The organism is Microbacterium azadirachtae, from assembly GCF_000956545.1.
Lineage (GTDB): Bacteria > Actinomycetota > Actinomycetes > Actinomycetales > Microbacteriaceae > Microbacterium > Microbacterium azadirachtae.
This window is the reverse complement of the sequence record NZ_JYIT01000059.1, coordinates 1-22233: the sequence shown is the minus strand read 5'-3', so window position 1 is coordinate 22233 and position 22233 is coordinate 1. Positions and strand designations below refer to the sequence as shown.

19 protein-coding genes, 1 pseudogene and 1 riboswitch are annotated in these 22233 nt (G+C 72.1%); of the genes and pseudogenes, 12 read left to right on the top strand and 8 right to left on the bottom strand.

Annotated features, from left to right (window positions below):
* Nucleotides 1–68 precede the first annotated feature (68 nt).
* Both RL72_RS03710 and RL72_RS03705 read left to right on the top strand, forming a co-directional pair.
* Nucleotides 69–800, top strand: coding sequence for a DUF6882 domain-containing protein (locus RL72_RS03710; protein WP_045249467.1), 732 nt, complete (start codon nt 69–71; stop codon nt 798–800).
* Between the two features lie 22 nt (nt 801–822).
* On the top strand, nt 823–2025 hold the full coding sequence (locus RL72_RS03705; RefSeq protein ID WP_045249466.1) for a HupE/UreJ family protein: 1203 nt from the start codon (nt 823–825) through the stop codon (nt 2023–2025).
* Between the two features lie 16 nt (nt 2026–2041).
* Here RL72_RS03705 and RL72_RS03700 read toward each other — a convergent pair whose 3' ends face one another.
* Nucleotides 2042–2518: a DUF4188 domain-containing protein gene (locus RL72_RS03700; RefSeq protein ID WP_045249465.1), complete on the bottom strand. Its 477-nt coding sequence runs from the start codon at nt 2516–2518 to the stop codon at nt 2042–2044.
* A 66-nt stretch (nt 2519–2584) separates the two neighbouring features.
* Between RL72_RS03700 and RL72_RS03695 the strand changes: the two genes are divergently transcribed.
* Nucleotides 2585–3151 (top strand): TetR/AcrR family transcriptional regulator, encoded by a 567-nt coding sequence (locus RL72_RS03695; RefSeq protein WP_045249464.1) that lies wholly within the window; start codon nt 2585–2587, stop codon nt 3149–3151.
* Nucleotides 3152–3240: 89 nt separating this feature from the next.
* Complete coding sequence (locus RL72_RS03690) at nt 3241–3765, top strand: hypothetical protein (RefSeq protein ID WP_045249463.1); 525 nt, start codon at nt 3241–3243, stop codon at nt 3763–3765.
* Between the two features lie 75 nt (nt 3766–3840).
* Here the strand turns inward: RL72_RS03690 and RL72_RS03685 are convergent, their stop codons facing one another.
* Nucleotides 3841–4722: a bifunctional methylenetetrahydrofolate dehydrogenase/methenyltetrahydrofolate cyclohydrolase gene (locus tag RL72_RS03685; RefSeq protein ID WP_045249462.1), complete on the bottom strand. Its 882-nt coding sequence runs from the start codon at nt 4720–4722 to the stop codon at nt 3841–3843.
* Entirely contained in the window at nt 4719–5993 is a 1275-nt protein-coding gene (glyA, locus tag RL72_RS03680; RefSeq protein ID WP_045249461.1) for a serine hydroxymethyltransferase, read from the bottom strand. Before glyA ends, RL72_RS03685 begins: the two co-directional genes overlap by 4 nt.
* A gap of 34 nt (nt 5994–6027) precedes the next feature.
* A riboswitch (ZMP/ZTP riboswitch) is annotated at nt 6028–6110 on the bottom strand.
* 85 nt (nt 6111–6195) lie between these two features.
* Between glyA and RL72_RS03675 the strand changes: the two genes are divergently transcribed.
* From RL72_RS03675 to RL72_RS03650, 6 genes are all read left to right on the top strand, one after another.
* Entirely contained in the window at nt 6196–7761 is a 1566-nt protein-coding gene (locus RL72_RS03675; RefSeq protein ID WP_082072025.1) for a family 20 glycosylhydrolase, read from the top strand.
* Complete coding sequence (gene nagA / locus RL72_RS03670) at nt 7758–8933, top strand: N-acetylglucosamine-6-phosphate deacetylase (protein WP_045249460.1); 1176 nt, start codon at nt 7758–7760, stop codon at nt 8931–8933. The genes RL72_RS03675 and nagA overlap by 4 nt, the downstream gene beginning before the upstream one ends.
* Nucleotides 8934–9413: 480 nt before the next feature.
* Complete coding sequence (locus RL72_RS19040; protein WP_052674163.1) at nt 9414–11351, top strand: sigma-70 family RNA polymerase sigma factor; 1938 nt, start codon at nt 9414–9416, stop codon at nt 11349–11351.
* 84 nt (nt 11352–11435) lie between these two features.
* On the top strand, nt 11436–11855 hold the full coding sequence (locus RL72_RS03660; RefSeq protein WP_082072023.1) for a YrdB family protein: 420 nt from the start codon (nt 11436–11438) through the stop codon (nt 11853–11855).
* A 7-nt stretch (nt 11856–11862) separates the two neighbouring features.
* On the top strand, nt 11863–13281 hold the full coding sequence (locus RL72_RS03655) for an FAD-binding oxidoreductase (RefSeq protein ID WP_045249459.1): 1419 nt from the start codon (nt 11863–11865) through the stop codon (nt 13279–13281).
* On the top strand, nt 13274–13705 hold the full coding sequence (locus RL72_RS03650) for an NUDIX hydrolase (RefSeq protein ID WP_045249458.1): 432 nt from the start codon (nt 13274–13276) through the stop codon (nt 13703–13705). The genes RL72_RS03655 and RL72_RS03650 overlap by 8 nt, the downstream gene beginning before the upstream one ends.
* Before the next feature lie 117 nt (nt 13706–13822).
* Here the strand turns inward: RL72_RS03650 and RL72_RS03645 are convergent, their stop codons facing one another.
* The 3 genes from RL72_RS03645 to RL72_RS03635 are packed head-to-tail and all read right to left on the bottom strand — an operon-like array spanning nt 13823 to nt 16762.
* Entirely contained in the window at nt 13823–14602 is a 780-nt protein-coding gene (locus RL72_RS03645) for a glucosamine-6-phosphate deaminase (protein WP_045249457.1), read from the bottom strand.
* Nucleotides 14595–15617, bottom strand: coding sequence for an ROK family protein (locus tag RL72_RS03640; RefSeq protein ID WP_428838617.1), 1023 nt, complete (start codon nt 15615–15617; stop codon nt 14595–14597). Before RL72_RS03640 ends, RL72_RS03645 begins: the two co-directional genes overlap by 8 nt.
* Nucleotides 15614–16762 carry an ROK family transcriptional regulator gene (locus RL72_RS03635; protein ID WP_045249456.1) on the bottom strand — a complete coding sequence of 383 codons (1149 nt, stop codon included), beginning with the start codon at nt 16760–16762 and terminating at the stop codon, nt 15614–15616. Before RL72_RS03635 ends, RL72_RS03640 begins: the two co-directional genes overlap by 4 nt.
* Nucleotides 16763–17031: 269 nt before the next feature.
* On the opposite strand from RL72_RS03635, the gene RL72_RS03630 reads away from it, so the two are divergent.
* A complete protein-coding gene (locus tag RL72_RS03630) occupies nt 17032–18516 on the top strand; it encodes a L,D-transpeptidase family protein (protein ID WP_139168329.1) in 1485 nt (494 codons plus the stop codon).
* A gap of 134 nt (nt 18517–18650) precedes the next feature.
* Here the strand turns inward: RL72_RS03630 and RL72_RS03625 are convergent, their stop codons facing one another.
* Nucleotides 18651–20870, bottom strand: coding sequence for an NADP-dependent isocitrate dehydrogenase (locus tag RL72_RS03625; RefSeq protein ID WP_045249455.1), 2220 nt, complete (start codon nt 20868–20870; stop codon nt 18651–18653).
* 207 nt (nt 20871–21077) lie between these two features.
* Here RL72_RS03625 and RL72_RS03620 point away from each other — a divergent pair, with 207 nt between their 5' ends.
* The gene (locus tag RL72_RS03620) at nt 21078–21530 is read left to right on the top strand and encodes a GNAT family N-acetyltransferase (RefSeq protein WP_045249454.1); all 453 of its coding nucleotides are present in this window, start codon (nt 21078–21080) and stop codon (nt 21528–21530) included.
* Between the two features lie 545 nt (nt 21531–22075).
* Here RL72_RS03620 and RL72_RS19350 read toward each other — a convergent pair.
* A pseudogene (locus RL72_RS19350) lies at nt 22076–22233 on the bottom strand (amino acid--tRNA ligase-related protein); the annotation flags it as partial.

Below are 22233 nucleotides of genomic sequence, written 5' to 3'. Positions count from 1 at the left end.
ACACCCGGCGCGCGACGCGGCACCCGATGAACTGGCGCATTCATAGGCGGTGACGGCAGGATGAATCCATGACCTTCCCCGCCCTCGCGCCTCTCGCCGACCGCGCGGCACTGTTCGCCGCCCTCCGCCAGGACCAGCTCGTCGCTGCGACCGACGCCCTGGGCGAGCACCGCTGGGACGTCGATCTCGCGGCGGGCACCCTCGCCTTCACTTCCGAGGCCGACCCGAGCCGTCGCATCGTCGCGCGCGCCTCGCTGGTCGCGACCATCGCCCCGGGGCCGCGTTCGCTGATGTGGGCGTGGGCGCACCCCCAGGGCGGAGCCGACCCGCAGATCGCCGCTCTCCGCGACTACGGCACCACCTACGGGATCGCCGAGCTCTCGCAGCCCGAGCTGCCGTTCCCGGCCGAGGCCGACGCCGACGTCGACGGATGGATCTCGGGGGCCGCCCACCAGGTCGCCGCGATCGCCGAGGAGATCACCGGCCGTTCGCCGTACTACTCGGCGCCGGTCGGCAGCGGCACCCGCGCGGTGTTCCTGCTCGACGCTCCGCTGCCCGCGCTCACCGTGGCCGACGCCGTGACGGCGCTGCCGCGGATCCTTCCCGAGCTCTCGCTGTCCGACGCGCGCTCCTCGGTCTGGGATCTCGCGCGTCTCGCGGGCTGGAGCATGCAGTGGACCGACGAGGCGTACTCGGGCGCGGTCGTGAGCGATGCGACCGGGAGCGCCACGTTCCGCTTCGACGAGTACGCCCGCATCGCAGGCGTCGAGTCCACGCTCGGTCAGGTGCGGCAGGGCTGATCCGGGGACGGGGCTCCCGCCGATGCGCCTCCTGTCGCGCGGCGCGCTCGTCCTCGTACTCGTCGGCGCGGCGGTGCTGCTGCTGGCCCGCCCGGCCGACGCCCATGTGACGACCGTCGCATACGCCGATCTGTCGGCGGCGAGCGCGACCGACGTGCGGGTGGCATTCGATCTCCAGTACCCGTTGCTGAGCGCTTCCGCCGCCCGGGCGGAGAAGGATCCTGCCCTCTTCGCCGATGCGGTCGAGCATCCGCATCCGGGGGCGGAGAACCGGGTGCTGGCGGATCACGCGGCGGCGATCGTGGCGTATGCGTCCGCGCACTTCACCGTCGCCGTGGACGGCGGCGGCCCCTGCCGACCGCGGGCCGACGGTCCGGCGGAGTTCCACACCCGGGACGCCACGGACTACGCGCGCTTCACCGTGCGCTACGCCTGCGCCGCCGCGCACCACGGCGCCGTCGTCGTGCGCAGCACCCTGTTCCCCGACACGGAGGGCATGGTCAAGGACACCAAGACGATCGTGACGTACGCCCTCGACGGCCGCAGCGGCAGCGCGGCACTGGACGCGAGCCACCCGCGGTTCTCCACCGTGCAGCCGTGGACCGAGCGCTTCGCGGAGTTCTTCCTGCTCGGCGCCGAGCACCTGCTCACCGGGATCGACCACATCCTGTTCCTCCTCGCCCTCATCGTGAGCTCCCGGCGCCTGCGCGACGTCGTATTCGCGGCCACCTGCTTCACGGTGGCGCACTCGATCACGTTCCTGCTCGCCGCGCTCGGTCTCGTGCACGTCGGGTCGGACATCGTGGAGCCGGCGATCGCGCTGTCGATCGCCGCAGTCGCGGCCTGGCATCTGTGGGAGGAGCGGCTGCGGCGCGCCGCGCGGCGCCGAGGCGAGCCGGCGCCTGAGCCGTCCCGCCGGGCTGCGCTGCTGCGCCTCGGGATCGTGTTCGGCTTCGGGCTCATCCACGGACTCGGCTTCGCCAGTGCGCTCCACATCACCGAGCCGTGGTCGTGGACGCTGCTGTGGTCGCTGCTGGTGTTCAACCTGGGCATCGAGGCGGTGCAGCTGTCGATCATCCTGATCGTCTTCCCGGCGTTGATGCTGCTGCGCCGCCGGATGCCGCGCACGGCGACCGTCGCGGGCATCGTCGTCACGGTCGTGGTGCTCGCGTTCGGCCTGCTCTGGTTCTTCCTGCGGGTGCTCGGGCTGCCCGGCACGCCGTGACGCCCGGCAGCGACCGTCAGCGGCCCAGCCGCTGCCGGGCGGTGTTCCGGCCCGGCCCCACGGGCTCGTGCGCCGTCGCCGCAGCGAGTCCGAACAGCGGCATGTCGGCGTAGATCGCCTCCATCCCTCCGGCCGGGACCTGATAGGTCTCATGCCAGACGCCGACGCTGCCGGATCCGAGCAGGGTGTGCATGAAGTCGCGCCACGGCTGCAGGTGCGGTGCGTCGCGGTCCGCCGCGAACCGCTGCAGATGCTCCGGACTCTCCCAGTAGGAGAGCAGGATCGTCGTGCGGCCCAGCCAGCTCTCGCAGCCGAGCATCCCCGCCTCCGGATGGCTCGAGAGGTGGCGCAGCATCGCGGGCATCCGCCGCGCCACGCGCAGCACCCGCCCGACCTGCCACCACCGATTCGCCCGCATGCCGATCACGAACACCGTGATGTCGGTGCGGTCGACGGCCGCCGTGTACCGCCCGGGGAAGACCTTCGCACCCATCGCCGTTCCTTTCTAACGTTGTTATAGAACGTTGTTACAGAACGACGTTACGATAGGATCCCTCGTATGGCAAGACCCGTCACGCACGATGCGAACCTGCGCTCCCGACTCATCGCGGTCGCCTCGTCGATGATCGACCGCGACGGCCCTGAGCGCTTCTCGGTGCGCGAGGTCGCACAGGCCGCGGATACGTCGACCTCGGCCGTCTACACGCTCTTCGGGAGCAAGGCGGATCTGATCTCCGCGGTCATCGCCGACTCGTTCGCCTCGTTCGCCGAGGCGCAGCGGGCCGCGGAGCCCGGGGGGCTCCGCGCGCTCGGCGAGGCGTACCGCTCCTGGGCCCTGCAGCACCCCGACCGGTACCGGCTCATGTTCAGCGGGGCGGTCAGCACGGCGCACGACCCTACCGACCACACCGGCGAGCTCGACGCCCTGCTGCCTCTCGCCCGCACGCTGACCGGCGCGGCAGAGGTCGGGCCGGACGTGGATCTCCGCAGCACCCTGGCCGTCTGGGCGCAGGTGCACGGCGCCGTGGGCCTCGAACTCGCCGGCGTCGCGCCGCCGTGGGTCGACGCCGATGCCGTGTACGCCGCCGTGCTGGACGCGATCGCCGCTGTGCACCCTGGCCGCTGACGGCGCACCCCGCGCCGCGCACTCCACGCCCCGGATCCCGGTCGGGGCGGTCGCTACCGGCACGCTCCCCCTCATGACAGGGTGGAGGCATGAAGAATCTGATCGTGCGGTTCGCGTCGCTCTACGTGTTCGACGTCGTCGTGCTGCTCGTGATCGGCTGGCTCACTCCCGCCCGCGTCGGCCTGCACGCGCTCTGGGCCGCCGTGATCCTCACTCTGGCCGCCCTGTTCCTCAAGCCCCTGCTGACGAAGGCCGCGACATCGCTGTCGGCGAGCGGCACCAAGTTCGTGCAGTACCTCGCCGTGTTCGCCGTCGAGCTCGTCGTGTGGATCCTCACCGTGTGGCTGAGCGGCGTGACCGCCGGCAACGTCTGGGGCTGGATCCTCCCGCCCGTGATCCTGCTGATCGGCTGGGTCGTCTACGACCAGGTCGACGACGCGCTGTCCCGCAAGGCCGGCGAGCTCTACGACGCCGCGGGGGCCAGGATCTCCGGCTCGCGCTCGGGCTCCCGGGACGCCGGCGCCGCGTCGACCGCCTCGACCTCGGAGGCCCGCACGGAGCTCGACGACGGACTCACGCCGGAGCAGCGCCGGATGTTCGACGAGCTCGGCTGACCGCGGACGCCCGGATGCGGATCGGGCGGACCCGACATCGGTCGGATCCGCCCGTTCTTCGTGGCGCAGGGAGACTCAGGCGACGGCGCGCTCTGCCGCCTCGACGACGTTCGTCATGAGCAGGGCCACGGTCATCGGCCCGACGCCGCCGGGGTTCGGCGAGATCCAGCCCGCGACCTCGGCGACCGCCGGATCCACGTCCCCGTAGACCCTGCTCCTGCCGGTCTCCGGGTCGTCCTCGCGCGTCACGCCCACATCGAGCACGGCGGCGCCCGGCTTGACGTCCTCGGCACGGATCAGGTGCTTGACCCCGGCTCCGGCGACGATCACATCGGCCTCACGCAGGTACGGCGACATGTCCGGCGTACCGGTATGCACCTGGGTGACGGTCGCGTTGATGTCGCGGCGCGTGAGGAGGAGCCCGATCGGGCGACCGATCGTGACGCCGCGGCCGACCACGACGACGTGCTTGCCCTTGAGGTCGTAGTCGCTGCGCAGCAGCAGCTCGATCACACCGCGCGGCGTGCACGGGAGCGGAGTGTGGATCGGCGCGTTCACGTTCAGCACGAGGCGGCCGAGGTTGGTCGGGTGCAGGCCGTCGGCATCCTTGGCCGGATCGATCCGCTCCAGGATCGCGTCCGTGTCGAGGTGCTTCGGCAGCGGCAGCTGCACGATGTAGCCGTGGCACGCCGGATCCGCGTTGAGCTCGTCGATCACGGCCTCGACCTCGGCCTGGGTCGCGTCGGCGGGCAGCTCGCGCTGGATCGAGTTCATCCCGATCGCCTCGGACTGTCGGTGCTTCATGCCGACATAGAGCTGCGAGGCCGGATCGGCCCCCACCAGCACCGTGCCGATGCCGGGGACGACCCCGCGCGCGGCGAGGGCCGCGACGCGCTCGGCGAGCTCCGCCTTGATCTGGGCCGCCGCCGCCTTGCCGTCGAGGATCCGGGCCGTCACTGCACGAGGTCCGGGTAGAGCGGGAAGGCCGCGGCGAGCGCGTCCACGCGGGCGCGCAACGCCTCGACATCGGCGCCCGGCTGCAGCGCGAGCGCGATGACGTCAGCGACCTCGGTGAACTCGGCGTCGCCGAAGCCGCGGGTCGCGAGCGCGGGCGTGCCGATGCGCAGACCCGAGGTGACCATCGGCGGACGCGGGTCGTTCGGGACGGCGTTGCGGTTGACCGTGATGTGGATGTCGTGGAGGAGATCCTCGGCCTGCTTGCCGTCGATCTCGGCGTCGCGCAGGTCGACGAGCACGAGGTGCACGTCGGTGCCGCCCGAGCGCACGGCGATGCCGGCGTCCTTCACGTCCTGCTGGGACAGGCGGTCGGCGATGATCGCCGCACCGCGCAGCACGCGCTCCTGACGCTCCTTGAACTCAGGCGTTCCGGCGATCTTGAAGGCGGTGGCCTTCGCGGCGATCACGTGCATGAGGGGGCCGCCCTGCTGGCCCGGGAAGACGGCCGAGTTGATCTTCTTGGCGATCTCGGCGTCGTTCGTGAGGATGAAGCCGGAGCGCGGGCCGCCGATCGTCTTGTGCACGGTCGACGAGACCACGTGCGCGTGCGGCACCGGATTCGGGTGCAGGCCTGCGGCGACGAGGCCCGCGAAGTGCGCCATGTCGACCCAGAGGAGAGCCCCGACCTCGTCGGCGATCTCGCGGAACGCGGCGAAGTCGAGCGTGCGCGGGTAGGCGGACCAGCCGGCGATGATCACCTTCGGCTTGTGCTCGAGGGCGAGACGGCGCACCTCGTCCATGTCGATGGTGGAGGTCTCCGGGTTCACGCCGTAGGCGACGATGTCGTAGAGGCGGCCGGAGAAGTTGATCTTCATGCCGTGCGTGAGGTGGCCGCCCTGATCGAGGGAGAGGCCGAGCAGGGTGTCGCCGGGGCGCGCGATCGCGTGCAGCACCGCGGCGTTCGCAGTGGCGCCGGAGTGCGGCTGGACGTTCGCGAACTCGGCGCCGAACAGCTCCTTGGCGCGGGCGATCGCGAGCTCCTCGGCGACGTCGACCTCCTCGCAGCCGCCGTAGTAGCGGCGGCCGGGGTAGCCCTCGGCGTACTTGTTGGTCAGCACCGAGCCCTGCGACTGCAGGACGGAGACGGGGACGAAGTTCTCCGAGGCGATCATCTCGAGGAAGGTCTGCTGGCGCGTGAGCTCCCGGTCGAGGACCTGGGCGATCTCGGGATCCACCTCGGAGAGAGGCGCGTTGAAGAAACGGTCGGTCATGGCGTGCTCCTTTGACATAGCGAAGAGAAGGGTGCTCATCGGCCCAGGCGCGCGGTCGAATCCATGACGGTCGCTCCCCGGTGGTGACCCACCCAGACGCCAGTCGCGACATCGACGAGCCTACCCGATCGCGACCGGGATCCCGAGGGCGATGACAGGACGCGGTCCCGACGACGACGCGCGTTCGCGATAGGTTTTGTTCATGGTCCTGCATGATGCGCTGCCGCTCATCCCGTTCCCCGCCTCCGTGATCCGCGGCGAGGGCTCCGTCCCCGTGACCTCCGTCCGGATCGAGGGAGAGGCGGACACCGCTGCGCTCCTGCGCTCCGAGCTCTCCGCCCGCCTCGGCGCGGGCGCGGTCACCGCAGACGGCGACACGCGCATCCTCCTCGGGATCGGCCCCGGCCCCGTCCGTACGGAGGGCTACCTCCTCGAGGCGTCGGACGAGGGGATCCGGATCACCGGGCACGACGCGGCGGGCCTGTTCCACGGCACGCGCACCCTGCTCCAGCTGCTGCACCGCGACGACGCCGGGTGGAGCGTTCCGCGGGTGCGGATCGACGACGCCCCGCGGTTCGCCTATCGGGGGGTCATGCTCGACGTCGCGCGGCATTTCTTCTCCGTCGCCGACGTGCAGCGCTTCATCGACCGCGCCGCGGCGCTGAAGTTCAACCACCTGCACCTGCATCTCACCGACGACCAGGGCTGGCGCATCGAGATCGACGCCTGGCCGCAGCTGACCGGCGCGGGCGCCGGGGGCGACGCCACCGGCGGTCCCGGCGGCTTCTACACGAAGGACGACTACCGGGCGATCGTCGCCTACGCCGCGGCGCGGCACGTCACGGTGGTGCCCGAGATCGACCTGCCGGGGCACACCCACGCCATCGGGCTCGGCTACCCCGACCTCGTCGAGCAGCCGGCGATCACCGAGGCGAACATCGCCGAGGCGGCGGCGCTGCACCAGCCGCTCCCCGTCCACGGCGAGCAGTACTCCGCCTGGGGCGTCGGGCACTCCTCGGTGCGGATCCATGAGGAGCGGACGTACGAGCTGATCCGGGATGTGCTGGACGAGCTCGCCGCCCTCACCCCCGGCCCGTACCTGCACATCGGCGGCGACGAGTGCCTCGGCACCTCGGCGGCCGACTTCGCCCTGTTCTTCGAGCGCGCCGGAAGGCTCGCCGCCGACACGGGCAAGACGCCGGTCGCCTGGCACGAGGCGGGCGTGGTCGACGGCCTTCCCGCGGGGATGATCGGCCAGTACTGGGGATCGGCGGTGCCGCAGGGCGACCACGCCGCGCACGCACGCCGCTTCGTCGAGCGGGGCGGCGCGCTCGTCCTCTCGCCGTCCGACCGCGCCTATCTCGACATGAAGCCGCGCGCCGACCATCCGCACGGCCTGGCGTGGGCCGGCATCGTGCCGCTGCGCACCGCGTACGACTGGGATCCGGCGCAGGTGATCCCCGATGTGCCCGCCGAGGCGATCCTGGGCATCGAGGCGCCGCTGTGGACGGAGTCCGTCTCCACGCTCGCCGAGGCCGACGGTCTCGTCTTCCCGCGCATCGCCGCCCAGGCCGAGATCGGCTGGTCGCCGGCGACCGGTCCGGAGCGCTCCTGGGCGTCGTTCCGCACGAGAGTCGCGCAGTCGATCCCGGCGTGGGAGGCTTCCGGCATCGCGGTCGATCGCGCCGCGCTGGACGACGACGCGGAACCCGCGCCGAACGCCGACCCCGCCGCCACGTCGACCACCGCTTCCGAGGAGAACGCATGACCGCCCGCACCGAGAGCTCCGCCCACGGGTCGCTCGTCGTCCACTCCGCCCGCATCGTCTCGGGCGGCGCCGTCGTCGAGGACGGCTGGGTCCGGATCGAGGAAGGCGTCGTGGTCGCGCGCGGGACCGGATCCGACTGGGCGCCGGCGGATTCCGTGATCGACGCCCGCGATGCGGCGGGATCCGGGGCGATCCTCGCGCCCGGGTTCGTCGACATCCACGGCCACGGCGGGGCGAACGCGGCCTTCGACGACGGAGTCGACGCGATCCGGACGGCCCGCGCGATGCACCGCGCGCACGGCACCACGCGCGCGGTCGTGTCGCTCATCACCGCGCCCCTGGACCAGCTCGCCGAGCGCGTCGGCATGGTCGCCGACCTGATGCGCACCGATCACGACCTCCTCGGCTCCCACCTCGAGGGCCCGTTCCTCGACCCGGGGCACAAGGGCGCGCACGACCCCGAGCTGCTGCGACTGCCCGAGCGGGCCGACGTGCAGCGGCTGCTCGACGCAGGGCGGGGCACCGTCCGCCAGGTCACGCTGGCGCCCGAGCTGCCCGGCGGCATGGAGGCCATCCGTCTGGTGGTCGCGGCGGGCGCCGCGGCCGCGGTCGGCCACACCGACGCGGACGACGCCACCCTCCGCGAAGCGTTCGACGCAGGGGCCACGATCCTCACCCATGCGTTCAACGCGATGCGCCCGCTGCACCATCGCGACCCGGGCCCCGTGCTCACCGCGGCGCACGACGAGCGCGTGACGCTCGAGGGCATCGCCGACAACATCCATCTGCACCCGCACGTGATCAAGTTGCTCTTCGACGAGGCCCCGGGGCGCGTCGCCCTGGTCACCGACGCGATGGCCGCGGCCGGCTCCGCCGACGGCGACTACATGCTGGGATCGCTGCACGTGACGGTGCGGGACGGGGTCGCGCGGGTGGACAGCGGCTCGATCGCCGGTTCCACGCTCACCCAGGACGTCGCGCTGCGCCGCGCCGTCGAGGCAGGCGTGCCGCTCGCGGACGCCGTCGATGCGCTGACCCGCACCCCCGCGCGCGCGATCGGCGTGGACGCGCAACTGGGCGAGCTCACGCCGGGGCGACTGGGCGATGCCGTGCTGCTGTCCGGCGATCTGGACGTCGTCGCCGTGTGGACGGGCGGTGCGCCGGCCCGCTGAGGCCCGGCCCCGGAGACGACCCGGGGCCGGGGGCCTGCCACTCCCCAGTGGCGGCCCCCGTGCCCTCGGTCTTTCCCCAGATCCTCACAACCCGAATCGGAGGATCCCCCCGTCGTAGAGCGGGGCGGCCCGGAACTCCTCCCCCGAGGTGCCGGGCCGACCCCGCCGGCGGATCCCCATCCGCCGGAGTCCGTGTTCGCCGCCCCCCGGTGGCTTTCGCAGACTGTCTCTGACAGGAGAGATGGGGTCGCGCGGGATCCATTACGCGAGTTCGCAAGATTTCTTCAGAAAAGTTCTGGGACGCTGTCTCATGACGTTCGGAACGGAGTCCGACCCGCGTCTTCCCGACAACGACGCGGCGATTTCGTTCACACCCTGGCGCGTTCCCCCGCCGAGGGTGAAGAATGGAGAATCCGCGTGATGAGAAGCCTGGGTCTGCGTCTCCTTCTATGAGAGCGCTTCCGACCTGAGAACCGAGAGATGACCGACCACACCGAACACTCGCATGATGCCGCGCCCGCATCGGCGCGCAGCGACGCCGATCTGGTGTTGCGCACGCGCTCGGGCGACCCCGACGCCTTCGCGCAGCTGTGGCGTCGCCACTACGCATCGGGCATCACCGTGGCGCGTTCGATCACGAGCACGTTCGATGCCGACGACCTCGTGCAGGAAGCCTTCGCACGCATCTATCAGGCGATCCAGAAGGGCGGGGGCCCGACCGGCTCCTTCCGCGCCTATCTGTTCACGAGCATCCGCAACACGGCGGCCGGCTGGGGCCGGGCACGGCGCGAGGCGCCGATCGACGAGCTCGACACCGTCGCCGATCCGTCCTCGACCGAGCAGGCCACGAACGACGCCCTCGACCGCAGCCTCTCGGCGCAGGCCTTCCGCAGCCTCCCGTCCCGGTGGCAGGAGGTGCTCTGGTACTCCGAGATCGAGCAGATGAAGCCGGCCGAGATCGCGCCGCTGCTCGGCATGACCGCGGGGGCGACCGCGCAGCTCGCCTTCCGGGCCAGGGAGGGTCTGCGCGAGGCGTGGATCCAGGCGCACCTGAGCACCGCGGTGCCGGGTTCGGTCTGCGAATGGACCATCGAGCGTCTCGGCGCGTACACGCGCGGCAACCTCGGATCCCGTGACCGCACCAAGCTCGAGAACCACCTCGGCGAATGCGCGCGCTGCCTGATCGTGGCCGCGGAGGCCAAGGAGGTCTCGCACCGGCTCGCCTTCGTGCTGCTGCCGCTCGTCCTCGGCGTCGGCGCCTCGGGGGCATACCTCGCGATGCTGCAGAGCGGCTCGCTGCCCGCCGTCGCCCTGGCCGCGATGCCCTCGAGCGTCGTGCAGGGCGCTGTCGTCGTCGGCTCGACCGGCGTCGGCGCCGTCGGCGCGGCGCACGGCGCCGCAGCCGCCGGGTCCTCGGCCGCCTCCGGCGGGGCCTCCGGCTCCTCGGGCGGCGCCGTCGCGGGATTCGGCGCGCTGGTGGGAGCGGGGTCTGCGGCGCTCGTGATCGCCGGAGCGATCGTGGCCGCGGCCGTCGTGCCCGGCCTCTCGGCGAACCCCGCGTCGACCTCGGCCCCGTCCGCCGCCGACCAGGGAGAGTCCGGCATCGTCGCGCAGGTGTCGCCGCCGACGCCGACCACGGTCGCCCCGCCCGCACCGGCCGATCCGCCGGCCGACCCCGCGCCGCACGTCGACCCGCCGAAGCCCGTCGACGCCGCACCCCCCGTGCCGTCAGCCGACACCGCGCTCGCCGTGGCACCGGCACCGGCGCCGCCGCAGGACGTCACGAAGCCGGGAACGGATCCCGGACCCGGCACGAACCCCGGTCCCGGCACGGACCCGGGCCCCGGTACGGACCCCGGCCCCGGCAGCGGCCCGGGAACCGATCCCGGCCCGTCGACCCCGCCCGCCACGCCGCCGGTGCTCGGCACCGCCACGCTGCAGTGCGGCATCCTCTCGCTCCTCGACGGCGTCCGCGTGACCATTCCCGTCGACGGCGTTCCCGGTGCCAGCGTGCGCGCCACGATGGAGCGGCACTCCGGCAGCATCTCCACGAGCACCGTCCTCGACAGCGCGGGCAAGGGCGTCCTCGTGCTCGCACCGTCGATCCCCGAGGTCAACAGCGGCGCCACCGTCACCATCTCCTACGTCCTGGGCGAGCTGGTCGGAGGCACCACCACCTTCGACCTCGGCACGCTCGGGCCGATCCACTGGCACGAGTGCATCCTCCCGAGCCCGCCGCCCACCGACGTCCCGGCGACCGACCCGGTGACCGACCCGGGCGCCGCGATCACGACGCCGCCTCCGACCGAGACTCCCGCCCCGGCGGCGCCGGCCCCGACCGAGCCCGCCGCATCGACGCTGCTCGATCCGGTGCTGTCGACGCTGTCCGACGCCGCGCCGTCCGCCCCGCTCCCCTGATCCAGGCCGCCGACGCGCGCACCCTCCGGCACGGCCTCGGCGGAGCCCGAGAAGCGCCCATCCGCGACGCGTAGAATCGTCATCATGCCCGCCGACATCCCTGCTGCCGAGAGCCCCCGGGCGACCCCGTCCCTCGCCGATCGCACCGCATCCGAGGCGCAGGGTCTGCTTCCCCGGGCGAGCGCGCTCGACATCGTCCGGGTCGTCGTCCTCGTCGCGGCGCTGGCGTCGCTGGTGCTGTGGGGTCTTGTCGTGTGGCCGCTGCCGTGGAACCTGGTCGCCGCGATCGGAGCACCGGTGATCACGCTGCTGCTCTGGGCCCTCTTCCTGTCCCCGCGGCCCGTGCTCGCCGTCCACCCGTTCCTGCGCGCCGCCGTCGAGCTCGTCCTCTACGCCGCCGTCACCGTGGCGTGGTGGACCATGGGGCAGGCCTGGATCGGCCTCGGCTTCGCGGTCGTCGCGATCGCGACGGGCCTCATGGCCGGCCGACGCGCCCTGTCCTGAGCGCGTCGTGGACGCCCCCGTGCTGAAGCGGCTGCGCGCCGCGCTGGGCGACCGCGTCGACTCCTCGCCCGCCGCGCTCGACGCCGCTCGCGCCGACCGCTCCGGGCACGCCTCCCCTGCTCCTCCCCTCGCCGTGGTGCACGCGGAGTCGACCGAGGACGTGCAGGCGGTGCTGCGCATCGCGCACGACACCGGCACACCGGTCGTCGTGCGCGGGGCGGGAACCGGGCTCGCCGGCGCGTCGATCGCGGGCGAAGGCGAGATCGTGCTCTCCACCCTCCGCCTGCGGCGCGTGCTCGAGGTGCGCCCCGACGACCTCCTCGCGGTCGTGGAGCCCGGCATCCTCAACGCCGAGCTCGACGAGGTGCTCGCCCCGCACGGGCTGTGGTGGCCGCCCGATCCCGCGAGCCGGGACATCTCCACCGTCGGCGGCAACATCGCGACCGGCGCCGGCGGCCTGCTCTGCGCGAAGTACGGCGTCGTCCGCGACTCCGTGCTGGCCCTCGACCTCGTGCTCGCGGACGGCCGGCTCCTGCACCTCGGTCACCGCAGCGTCAAGGGCGTCACCGGTCTGGATCTCACCTCGCTCGTCATCGGATCCGAGGGACGCCTCGGCGTGGTCGTCGGCGCCACGCTCAAGCTGCGCCGGATCGAGCCCGGCACCCCGTGCACGGTCGTGGCGACCTTCCCGACCGTGCGCGACGCCGCCCGGGCTTCGGCGGCGGTCACCGCCTCCGGCGCGCAGCCCGCGATCATGGAGCTCATGGACGCGCGCTGCGTGGCCGCGGTGCACGCCCTGCTGGAGCTGGCGCCGCCCGCGGCGAGCACCGCGCAGCTGACGATCCAGACCGACGGCCGGTCGGCGGCGGTCGAGGCGGAGCAGATCGCGACGGTGCTGCGACGGGCCGGCGGCGCGGTGGCCGTGACCGACGACCCCGTGGAGGGCGAGGAGCTGCTGCGGATCCGTCGCTCCATGCACGCCGCGATGGCAAGGCTGGGCACCACCCTCATCGAGGACGTGTCCGTGCCGCGCAGCGCCCTGCCCGAGATGTTCGATGAGATCGCGCGGATCGAGCAGGTCTACGGCATCGAGATCCCCACCGTCGCGCACGCGGGCGACGGAAATCTGCACCCGAACTTCATCGTGCAGGGCCCCGAGGTCCCGGAGCGGATCTGGCAGGCGGCCGACGACCTGTTCCGCGCCGCGCTGCGCCTGGGCGGCACGCTCACCGGCGAGCACGGCATCGGCACGCTCAAGAGCCGCTGGCTCGCGGACGAGCTCGGCGAGGACCAGTGGGCGCTGCAGCAGGAGATCGTGCGCGTCTTCGACCCCCGCGGAATTCTCGCGCCGGGACGGGTCTTCGCTCCGCGGCCCCCCGGAGCCGCCCTTCCCGAACCGCATCCCGCCGAGGAGCCCCATGCCTGACATCCACGTCTCCGCCGCGATCATCACGGACAGCGCAGGACGCGTCCTCGTGGTCCGCAAGCAGGGCACCGAGCGCTTCATGCAGCCGGGCGGCAAGCCCGAGGCCGGCGAGACCGCCGCGCAGACCCTCGCCCGGGAGCTGCACGAGGAGCTCGGCCTGCAGATCGCCGAGGACCGGCTGCGCCCGCTCGGCGTATTCGTCTCCGCCGCGGCCAACGAGCCGGGGCACCGCGTCGTCGCGACCGCGTTCGCGACGACGGCCGAGCCCGCCGACGTGCGGGTGCAGGCCGAGCTCGCCGAACTGCGCTGGATCACCCCCGCAGACGCCGCGACGCTGCCGCTCGCCCCGCTCAGTGAGGAGCACCTGCTGCCCCTGGCCTGGCCGGATCCGCTCCACTCCCCGCGTCCGCCTCAGGCGGATTGACCCGGCTCCGGAGGACTGACCCGGATCAGGTCGATCGCGCGAGGATCCGCCTGATCCCGGTGATCCCGCCTGATCTCGGGAGATGTCCGCGCCGGATGCGGGCTGCACGACGGCCGGTCAGATGCCCTGCCACGCCGGCTTGTTGGCGAACGTGTAGCGGTAGTAGTCGGCGAGCGTGAGCTTCGAAGCCGCGGCCTCGTCCACCACGACCGTGGCGTGCGGGTGCAGCTGGATGGCCGACCCCGGCAGGATCGCCGAGAGCGGTCCCTCCACCGCGTCCGCGATCGCCTGCGCCTTGCCCTCGCCATAGGCGAGCAGCACGAGGTGCCGCGCCTCCAGGATGGTGCCGAGTCCCTGGGTGATGCAGTGCATCGGGACGTCGTCGGGCGAGTCGAAGAAGCGCGCGTTGTCCTCGCGCGTCTGCTCGGTGAGGGTCTTCACCCTGGTACGGGAGGCGAAGGAGCTGCCCGGCTCGTTGAAGCCGATGTGGCCGTCGGTGCCGATGCCGAGCAGCTGCAGGTCGACGCCGCCGGCCGCGCGGATCTTCGCGTCGTACTCGGCGCCCGCCTGCTCGATGCCGTCCAGCGATCCGTCCGGCACGTGCACGAGCGACGGGGTCAGCCCCAGCGGCTCGACCACCTCGCGGGTGATCACCGAGCGGTAGCTCTCGGGGTGGGACGGGTCGATCCCGACGTACTCGTCCAGCGCGAAGCCGCGCACGTGCGACACGTCGACGCCCTCGAGCTGGCTCCGCAGCGCCGAGTACACCGGCAGCGGCGTGGACCCTGTCGCGAGGCCGAGCACCGCGTCCGCGCGGCGGGCGATGAGCCGTCCGATCTCGGCGGCGACCAGGGCGCCGGCGGCGGCGGGGTTCTCGACGATGACGACTTCAGCCATGGAGGGCTCCTTCTGATGCGGTTTCGGCTCGTTCGGACGGTGCGGGCTCGTTCGGCGCGGTGCTCCCGGCCAGGACCACGCGCCCCGTGTGCGGGCCCTCGCCGTGCAGCAGCGCGGCTCCCACCAGGGCCGCTCCGAGCGAGGCGGCCGGCGACCCCGCCGGCAGCAGCTCGATGCGCTCGTCCAGGCGCAGCGAGGCGAGGAACGGCGACGCCGCGTTCTCGCTCCGCAGCCGTGCACGCACGTCGCCCATCAGGCGGTCGCCGAGCGCGGTGATTCCTCCGCCGATGACGACGGTCTCCACGTCGGCGCTGAGCACGAGGCTGCGGATCGCGGAGGCCGCGCCGAACGCGATCCCCTCGCGCAGCTCGACGGCGAGGTCGTCCCCCGCCTCGGCCAGATCGAAGATGTCGCGGATGGGGAGCTCGCCTCCGCGTCCCCAGGCCTTCATGACAGCCCCGCCGCCGCAGAACGTCTCGATGCAGCCGCGCTGCCCGCAGCCGCACACGCGCCCTGCCGGGTCCACCGACAGGTGCCCGACCTCGCCGGCGGTCCCCCGGGCGCCGCGCCAGAGGGCGCCGTCGATCACGATGCCGGCGGCGACCCCGGTCCCGAGGTTCAGATAGGCCATCGAACGGGCGTCCCCGCGGAGGGATCCGGCACCGACCGCCGCGGCCTTCACATCGTTCTCGATCGCGACGGGGACGGGGATCCGGGCGCGGATCGCGGCGGCCAGGTCCAGGTCCTCGACACCGAGGTTCACGGCGTGCAGCACGCGACCGGCCGGGGCGTCGACGAGGCCGGGGATCCCGATCCCGATCGAGCTCACCTCGGAGACGGCGAAGCCTCCCGCGACGGCCAGCGCCTCGATCGCCGCGAACACGGCGGCGATGACGGCGTCGTCGCCCCAGCCCGTGGGGATCCGCGTGCGCGCCAGGACCGTGTCGTCCTCGCCGAGCGCCAGCGCCTCGATCTTCGTGCCGCCGACGTCGAGGCCGACCCTGATCCCGCTCACGAGACGCCCAGCTGACCCGACAGCACCATGACGGCCGCGCCGCGCAGCACGATGTCGTCCTGCGTCGTCAAGCGGATCGCCAGGTCGTCGAAGACGCCCTCGAGCGTGCGCGCGCTCAGCGTGCGGCGGGCCGCGTCGATGAGGGTGCCCGCGAGCAGGTCGGCGGGCCCGGAGAGCACGATCTCGGACAGGTCGAGGGCGGCGACGATCGGCGCGATGGCCACGCCGAGGCGGATCCCGGCCTCGCGCAGCACCTCTTCCTCCGCCGCGGGGTCGGCGGCGATGCGCTCGCGCAGACCCGGGGCGTTCAGCCACGCCTCCAGGCAGCCGTTCTTGCCGCAGGCGCAGCGCGGGCCGCCGTCGGTGCCGACCACGACGTGCCCGATCTCGCCGGCCGCGAATCGGCTGCCGATCAGCGGCTGGCTGTCCGTGATGAGTCCGGCGCCGACGCCGCGCCCGATCCGGATCAGCAGCATGTCGGGGCGCGCCTGGCCGAACGTGTACTCGGCGAGCACCGCCGCGTTGGCGTCGTTGCGCACCAGCACCGGCAGATCGAGGGCGGCGCTCAGAAGGCGCTCGAGCGGGAAGTCGGTCCAGCCGAGGTTCGGCGAGTTCAGCACCATGCCGTCCGGCCGGACGATTCCCGGGGCTCCGACGCCGACGCCGAGCACGGGGACGGTGGACAGGCCGACCATGCCCTCGGCGAGGGTGCGCACCGCCTCATAGGCGGCCGTACCGCCGCTCGGGCGCGGGATCTCGCGGCGCTCGAGCACGACGCCGTCGAGCGTCATCAGAGCTCCGGCGAAGACGTGCGGCTCCGCGAGGTCGAGCCCGACGATGCGGTGGCCCTCGCGATCGATGTCGATGAGGATCGGGGGCTTGCCCGGTCCGGTCGTCTCGCGGATGCCCTTCTCGACCACGATCCCGTCGTGGATGAACTCGCCGACGAGATCGGAGATGGTGACGCGGGTCAGACCGGTCTCCCGGGAGAGGTCGGCGCGGCTCATCGCACCGGCGTGATAGAGCGTCTGCAGCACGAGGGCGCGATTGTGGCCGCGGGCGTGCTCGGGAAGCACCTTGGTGCTCGTGCGCAGCTTGCGCGCGGACCCGAAGCGGTGCGGGCTGCCGCTGCTCTCGGCGCTCACAGGGCGACCCTGCTCATCCGTGGGACCATGTTTGTTAGTACACCTTACGAACGGGGTGAAAAGCAAGCCCTCCCCCGCGTGGCGCGAGTCGGGGCTCTGCACACGTTACCGGATCCCGGCAGCCACGGACCGTGCGCGCGCATCGCGTCCCGGAATTCGCCGAGCATCAGCCGCTTCGGCCCGGTGATGTGCTTCCGTTGCCGTTTTGTGATATGGCATCCCCTATCCTTGAAAGACTGACAGAACTCTGACTCAAGGGGGGTGTGCACGTGACGGATCTGGCAACGGCAGCGGGGGCTCCGACCGAGGAGAACGCGATCGTCGACGGCACGGACGCGAACACGGCTGCAGAGGCCGTGGGCGACGGCGGCGCGGGCGACCGCCCCGTGGAGTGGGCTCCCTCCGAGGAGGCACCCCGGAAGAAGCGCCACATCGGACGCTGGGTCGGCATCGGCCTGGGCGTGCTCGCACTGGGCCTCGGTGCCGCCTCCACCGTCCTCATCGCCCCCGGCACGGCCATCGCCGGCGTGCAGGTCGGCGGGATGACCCCGGGAGCCGCGGCGGAGGCCGTCAGCAACCATCTCAACGGGATGCAGGTCACGCTCACCGGCGAGGGCGCCGGCAAGCGCGTCACCGGATCCGACCTGGGCCTGCGCGTCGATGCGGCGAAGCTCGCCGACAAGGCGTTCGCCGACCGTCCGATGTGGAACATCACGACCTGGATGGGCGCACCCGTCGCCGCGACGATCAGTCTCGACGACCGGGCCGCCGATCACGCGCTGCGCGCTCAGGTGCCCACCGTCTACCAGGACGCGACCGACGCCACGGTGGCTTTCAACGGCACCGGCTACGTCGCGACCCCGGCGAAGAACGGCTCGGGGATCGACCTGAAGGCACTCACCACCGCGATCACCGCCGCCGCCGAGAAGGGCCAGGGATCGGTGTCCTTCCCCGCCAAGGCCGCGACGACCGCGCCGGCGATCACCGACAAGGACGCCACGGCGACCGCAGCGCAGCTCAACACGATGCTCTCGGCCCTGGGCTTCTACGTCGGCACCGAGCGCACCGTCCCGATCGACCCGGCGACCGCCTCGAAGTGGATCACCGTCACCCCCGAGGACGGCAAGCTCACCATCCACGCCGACCAGGCTGCCATCCAGAAGTCGGTCGACGCCCTCCCCGCTCTGGTCAACCGCGCTCCGGTCAATGCGACCAGCATCGTGGACTCCTCGGGCGCCGTGCTCGACGACGTGACCCCGGGCGTCACCGGACGCCAGCTCGGCGACGTCTCCGGCGTCGCGGCGGCGTTCGCGTCGCAGATCGCCGGCGGGAACGGCGCGTTCGCCCTTCCGGTCAAGGACACGCCCTTCGCCTCCACGACGCTGCTGCGCAAGATCGACGTCAACCTCAGCACCGAGACGCTCACCGTGACCGAGAACGGCAACGTCGTCGACTCCTGGCTGATCTCCTCGGGCCGCGGCGACTTCGCGACGCACACCGGTTCGTTCGCCGTGAACTGGAAGCTCGAGACCCAGAACATGGGCAACACCGACCTCACGAAGGCCCCGTTCTACTACCAGCCGGACGTGAAGTGGATCATGTACTTCAACGGCGACGAGGCCCTGCACGGCGTGTACTGGCACGACAACTGGGGCACGCCGATGAGCCACGGCTGCGTCGGCATGCCGGAGTGGCGCGCCGAGTGGCTGTTCGACTGGAGCCCGCAGGGCACCGAGGTGAACGTGCACTACTGAGCCGGATCCCGGTTCCGTCTTCGAAGAGGCCCGGCGCAGCGCGCGTCGGGCCTCTCCGCATGCGTCGGCGCATCGTCCCGTGCCGACGACGAAGGGGGCGGTCACGACTCGCGACCGCCCCCTTCGTCGTCTGATCAGCTCAGGCCGTCGATGACCGCGTTGAGCGTGGCCGACGGGCGCATGACCTTCGCCACCGGCGCGCCGTCGGGGCGGTAGTAGCCGCCGATCTCCGCCGGCTTGCCCTGCACCGCGGTCAGCTCCGAGACGATGCGCTCCTCGTCGGCCGCGAGCGCGGCGGCCACCGGCGCGAACGCCGCGGCGAGGTCGGCGTCCTCAGTCTGCTTCGCCAGCTCCTGGGCCCAGTAGAGCGCCAGGTAGAAGTGGCTCCCGCGGTTGTCGATCGTGCCGAGCGCACGGCCCGGCGAGCGGTCGTTCTCGAGGAACGTTCCGGTCGCGGCGTCGAGCGTCTTGGCCAGGATGGCGGCCTTGGCGTTGCCGGTGCGGTCGGCGAAGTGCTCGAAGGAGGCGGCCAGCGCGAAGAACTCGCCCAGCGAGTCCCAGCGCAGGTAGTTCTCCTCGACGAGCTGCTGCACGTGCTTGGGCGCGGATCCGCCCGCGCCGGTCTCGAACAGGCCGCCGCCGGCGAGCAGCGGGACGATGCTCAGCATCTTCGCGCTCGTGCCGACCTCGAGGATCGGGAACAGATCGGTGAGGTAGTCGCGCAGCACGTTGCCCGTGACGGAGATCGTGTCCTCGCCCTTGCGCATGCGGGCGAGCGAGTAGCGCGTCGCCTCCTCCGGCGTGAGGATCTCGATCGTGAGGCCCTCGGTGTCGTAGTCCTTGAGGTACTCGGTCACCTTGGCGATCAGCGCGGCATCGTGGGAGCGCTCCGGGTTCAGCCAGAACACGGCAGGGGCGCCGGTCGCACGGGCGCGGCTCACGGCGAGCTTGACCCAGTCGCGCACGGGGACGTCCTTGGTCTGGGTCGCGCGCCAGATGTCACCCGCGTGCACCTGGTGCTCGAGCACGACCGCGCCGGCCGAGGTCACGACCTGCACGGCGCCGTCCGCGGCGATCTCGAAGGTCTTGTCGTGGCTGCCGTACTCCTCGGCCGCCTGCGCCATCAGACCCACGTTCGGCACGGTCCCGATCGTGGCGGGGTCGAGCGGCCCGTTCGCGATCACGTCCTCGATGGTCGCCTGGTACACGCCGGCGTAGGACGAGTCGGGGATCACCGCGAGGGTGTCGTCCTCCCCGCCGTCCTTGCCCCAGAGCTTGCCGCCGTTGCGGATGAGCGCGGGCATCGACGCGTCGACGATCACGTCGCTCGGCACGTGCAGGTTGGTGATCCCCTTGTCGGAGTTCACGTAGCTCAGGCGCGGGCCGTTCTCCATGGCGCGGAAGAACGCCTCGGCGATCGCCTCGCCGCCCTCGAGGTCCGCGAGTCCCGCGAGGATGGACCCCAGTCCGTCGTTGGCGGTCAGGCCCGCGGCGGCGAGCTGCTCGCCGTACTGGTCGAAGACGTCCTTGAAGTAGGCGCGCACGACGTGGCCGAAGATGATCGGGTCGGACACCTTCATCATCGTCGCCTTCAGGTGCACGGAGTACAGCACGTCCTCCGCCTTCGCCTCGGCGAGCGTCTCGGTCAGGAAGGCGTCGAGGGCGGCGGCGTCGAGGAACGTGGCGTCGACGATCTCGCCGGGGAGGACCTTCAGGTTCTCCTTGAGCACGGTGACCTGCCCGTCGGCCGACACATGCTGGATGGTCAGCACATCGTCGCCCGGGGAGACCCAGCTCTTCTCGTTGGCCTTGAAGTCGTCGTGACCGAGCGTCGCGACGTGCGTCTTGGATCCGGCGCCGAACGCCTTGTTGCGGTGCGGGTGCTTCTTCGCGTAGTTCTTCACCGCCAGCGGGGCGCGGCGATCGCTGTTCCCCTCGCGCAGCACCGGGTTCACGGCGGAGCCCTTGATGCGGTCGTAACGGGCGCGGATGTCCTTCTCCTCGACCGTGGACGCGTCGTCCGGATAGTCGGGGACGTCGAAGCCCTTCTGCTGCAGCTCCGCGATCGCCGCCTTGAGCTGCGGGATCGAGGCCGAGATGTTCGGCAGCTTGATGATGTTGGCCTCGGGCGTGGTCGCGAGTCCGCCCAGTTCGGCGAGCGCGTCGCCCACGGCCTGCCCTGCGCTCAGGCGCTCGGGGAACGCGGCGAGGATGCGGCCGGCGAGCGAGATGTCGCGGGTCTCGATGTCCACGCCCGCCTGGTGGGCGAAGGCCTGGACGATCGGCAGCAGCGAGGCCGTGGCCAGCGCCGGCGCCTCGTCCGTGTAGGTGTAGATGATGGCGTCGTCGGTCACCGGGGTCTCCGTTTCACGCAGGAAGGGTTTCAGACAGCGGCCTCGCGCAGATGCTCACGCGGGGAAACGCGCACGATTTGTCTCGATACCAAGATACCTGCCGCGCGCCTCCCGTGCGGAGACCGTCCCCGGGGCGGCCGAGGTGAACTTCTCCCCACCTTTCGGCGACGACCGACATGCGGGCCGTCCAGGGTTTAGCCTGGGTCCATGACGGAACTGCGACTGGTCGAACTGTCCGCGGCGACGATCGTCGCCGTCAACAACCTCTCCCTCAAGCCCGGGCAGGAGCAGTACCTCGCTCCGGTCTCGTACGGGATCGCCGCGACCGTCATGAATCCGCAGACGAGCTGGCAGCGCGTCGTGCTGGACGGCGACGAGGTCGTCGGCTTCGTCAGCGCGAACTTCGACCACGACGCCCCGGAGGAGCACTTCCGCTCGGTGCTGTGGCGCATCAACGTCGACGCCGACGACCAGGGCCGCGGCGTGGGCCGCTTCGCCGTGGAGAGCCTGATCGAAGAGGCTCGCAAGCGCGGCTTCGAGCATCTGAACGTGATCTACGAAGCCGGTGCCGGCGGACCCGAGGCGTTCTTCCAGCGGGTGGGCTTCACCCCCGTGGGCGAGACCGAGTACGCGGAAGTGATCGCAGAGATCCGTTTCTGATGCGTGCGCAGGCGGGTGCACAGTACTCTGAGACAGGCGGCGGGGTTTCGAATCCCCTCCCCCATCGAAGCCCCGTCGTCCTCAGCCGCATCGACACCCGCTCCCGGCGTCACCCGCACCCCGGCCCCGGAACCGCGACCGGCTGACCGACGGCCCTCCGCCGCCCGCTCTCAGCCGCGTCGCTTGGGCCCTCGGTCGCGCGCGTTCCACGCCGCCACCCACGACGCGGCCGCATCGGTCGCCCGGTCCAGCGCGTCCGCCGACAGTGCGATCGCCTGCTGCGCAGCGTCCTGCCAGGCGCCGGAGCGCGCGGCGCGCTCGCGCTCGCGCACCGGATCCCGGCCGGCGGCCCGCGCTCGAGCGTCCTCCTCGGCGGTGTCGAACGCACGGCGGAGCTGTTCGACGGCGTCGCGGTACGCGCCGAACTCCGCTGGGGTGATCCGTGCGGTCGGCGCGGGACGGGCGTCGCGGGCCTGCGCCATCGCGGTGAGGAACGCGCTCGTCGAGGGATCTCGGGCGTCGCCCATCGCCGGATAGGCCAGCAGCAGTCCTGGATCGGTCTCGTACGCCATCCAACGCGCGAGCACGACGAAGTCGCGCGCGCCCTCCGGCGTGGAGCGGGTGAGGGTCGGCGTCTCCACCTCGGTGAAGCCGCGCTCGTGCAGCACGTCGCGCGCCGCCTTGTAGACCTTCGAGCGCAGCT

Coding starts and splice junctions, on each gene's coding strand:
- RL72_RS03700 (WP_045249465.1), bottom strand. CDS start 2,518: ATGGGTGCGAAGGTCTTCCCCGGGCGGTACACGGCGGCCGTCGACCGC.
- nagA (WP_045249460.1), top strand. CDS start 7,758: ATGACCGCCCGCACCGAGAGCTCCGCCCACGGGTCGCTCGTCGTCCAC.
- RL72_RS03660 (WP_082072023.1), top strand. CDS start 11,436: ATGCCCGCCGACATCCCTGCTGCCGAGAGCCCCCGGGCGACCCCGTCC.
- glyA (WP_045249461.1), bottom strand. CDS start 5,993: ATGACCGACCGTTTCTTCAACGCGCCTCTCTCCGAGGTGGATCCCGAG.
- RL72_RS03705 (WP_045249466.1), top strand. CDS start 823: ATGCGCCTCCTGTCGCGCGGCGCGCTCGTCCTCGTACTCGTCGGCGCG.
- RL72_RS03675 (WP_082072025.1), top strand. CDS start 6,196: ATGGTCCTGCATGATGCGCTGCCGCTCATCCCGTTCCCCGCCTCCGTG.
- RL72_RS03650 (WP_045249458.1), top strand. CDS start 13,274: ATGCCTGACATCCACGTCTCCGCCGCGATCATCACGGACAGCGCAGGA.
- RL72_RS03620 (WP_045249454.1), top strand. CDS start 21,078: ATGACGGAACTGCGACTGGTCGAACTGTCCGCGGCGACGATCGTCGCC.
- RL72_RS03695 (WP_045249464.1), top strand. CDS start 2,585: ATGGCAAGACCCGTCACGCACGATGCGAACCTGCGCTCCCGACTCATC.
- RL72_RS03710 (WP_045249467.1), top strand. CDS start 69: ATGACCTTCCCCGCCCTCGCGCCTCTCGCCGACCGCGCGGCACTGTTC.
- RL72_RS03690 (WP_045249463.1), top strand. CDS start 3,241: ATGAAGAATCTGATCGTGCGGTTCGCGTCGCTCTACGTGTTCGACGTC.
- RL72_RS03645 (WP_045249457.1), bottom strand. CDS start 14,602: ATGGCTGAAGTCGTCATCGTCGAGAACCCCGCCGCCGCCGGCGCCCTG.
- RL72_RS19040 (WP_052674163.1), top strand. CDS start 9,414: ATGACCGACCACACCGAACACTCGCATGATGCCGCGCCCGCATCGGCG.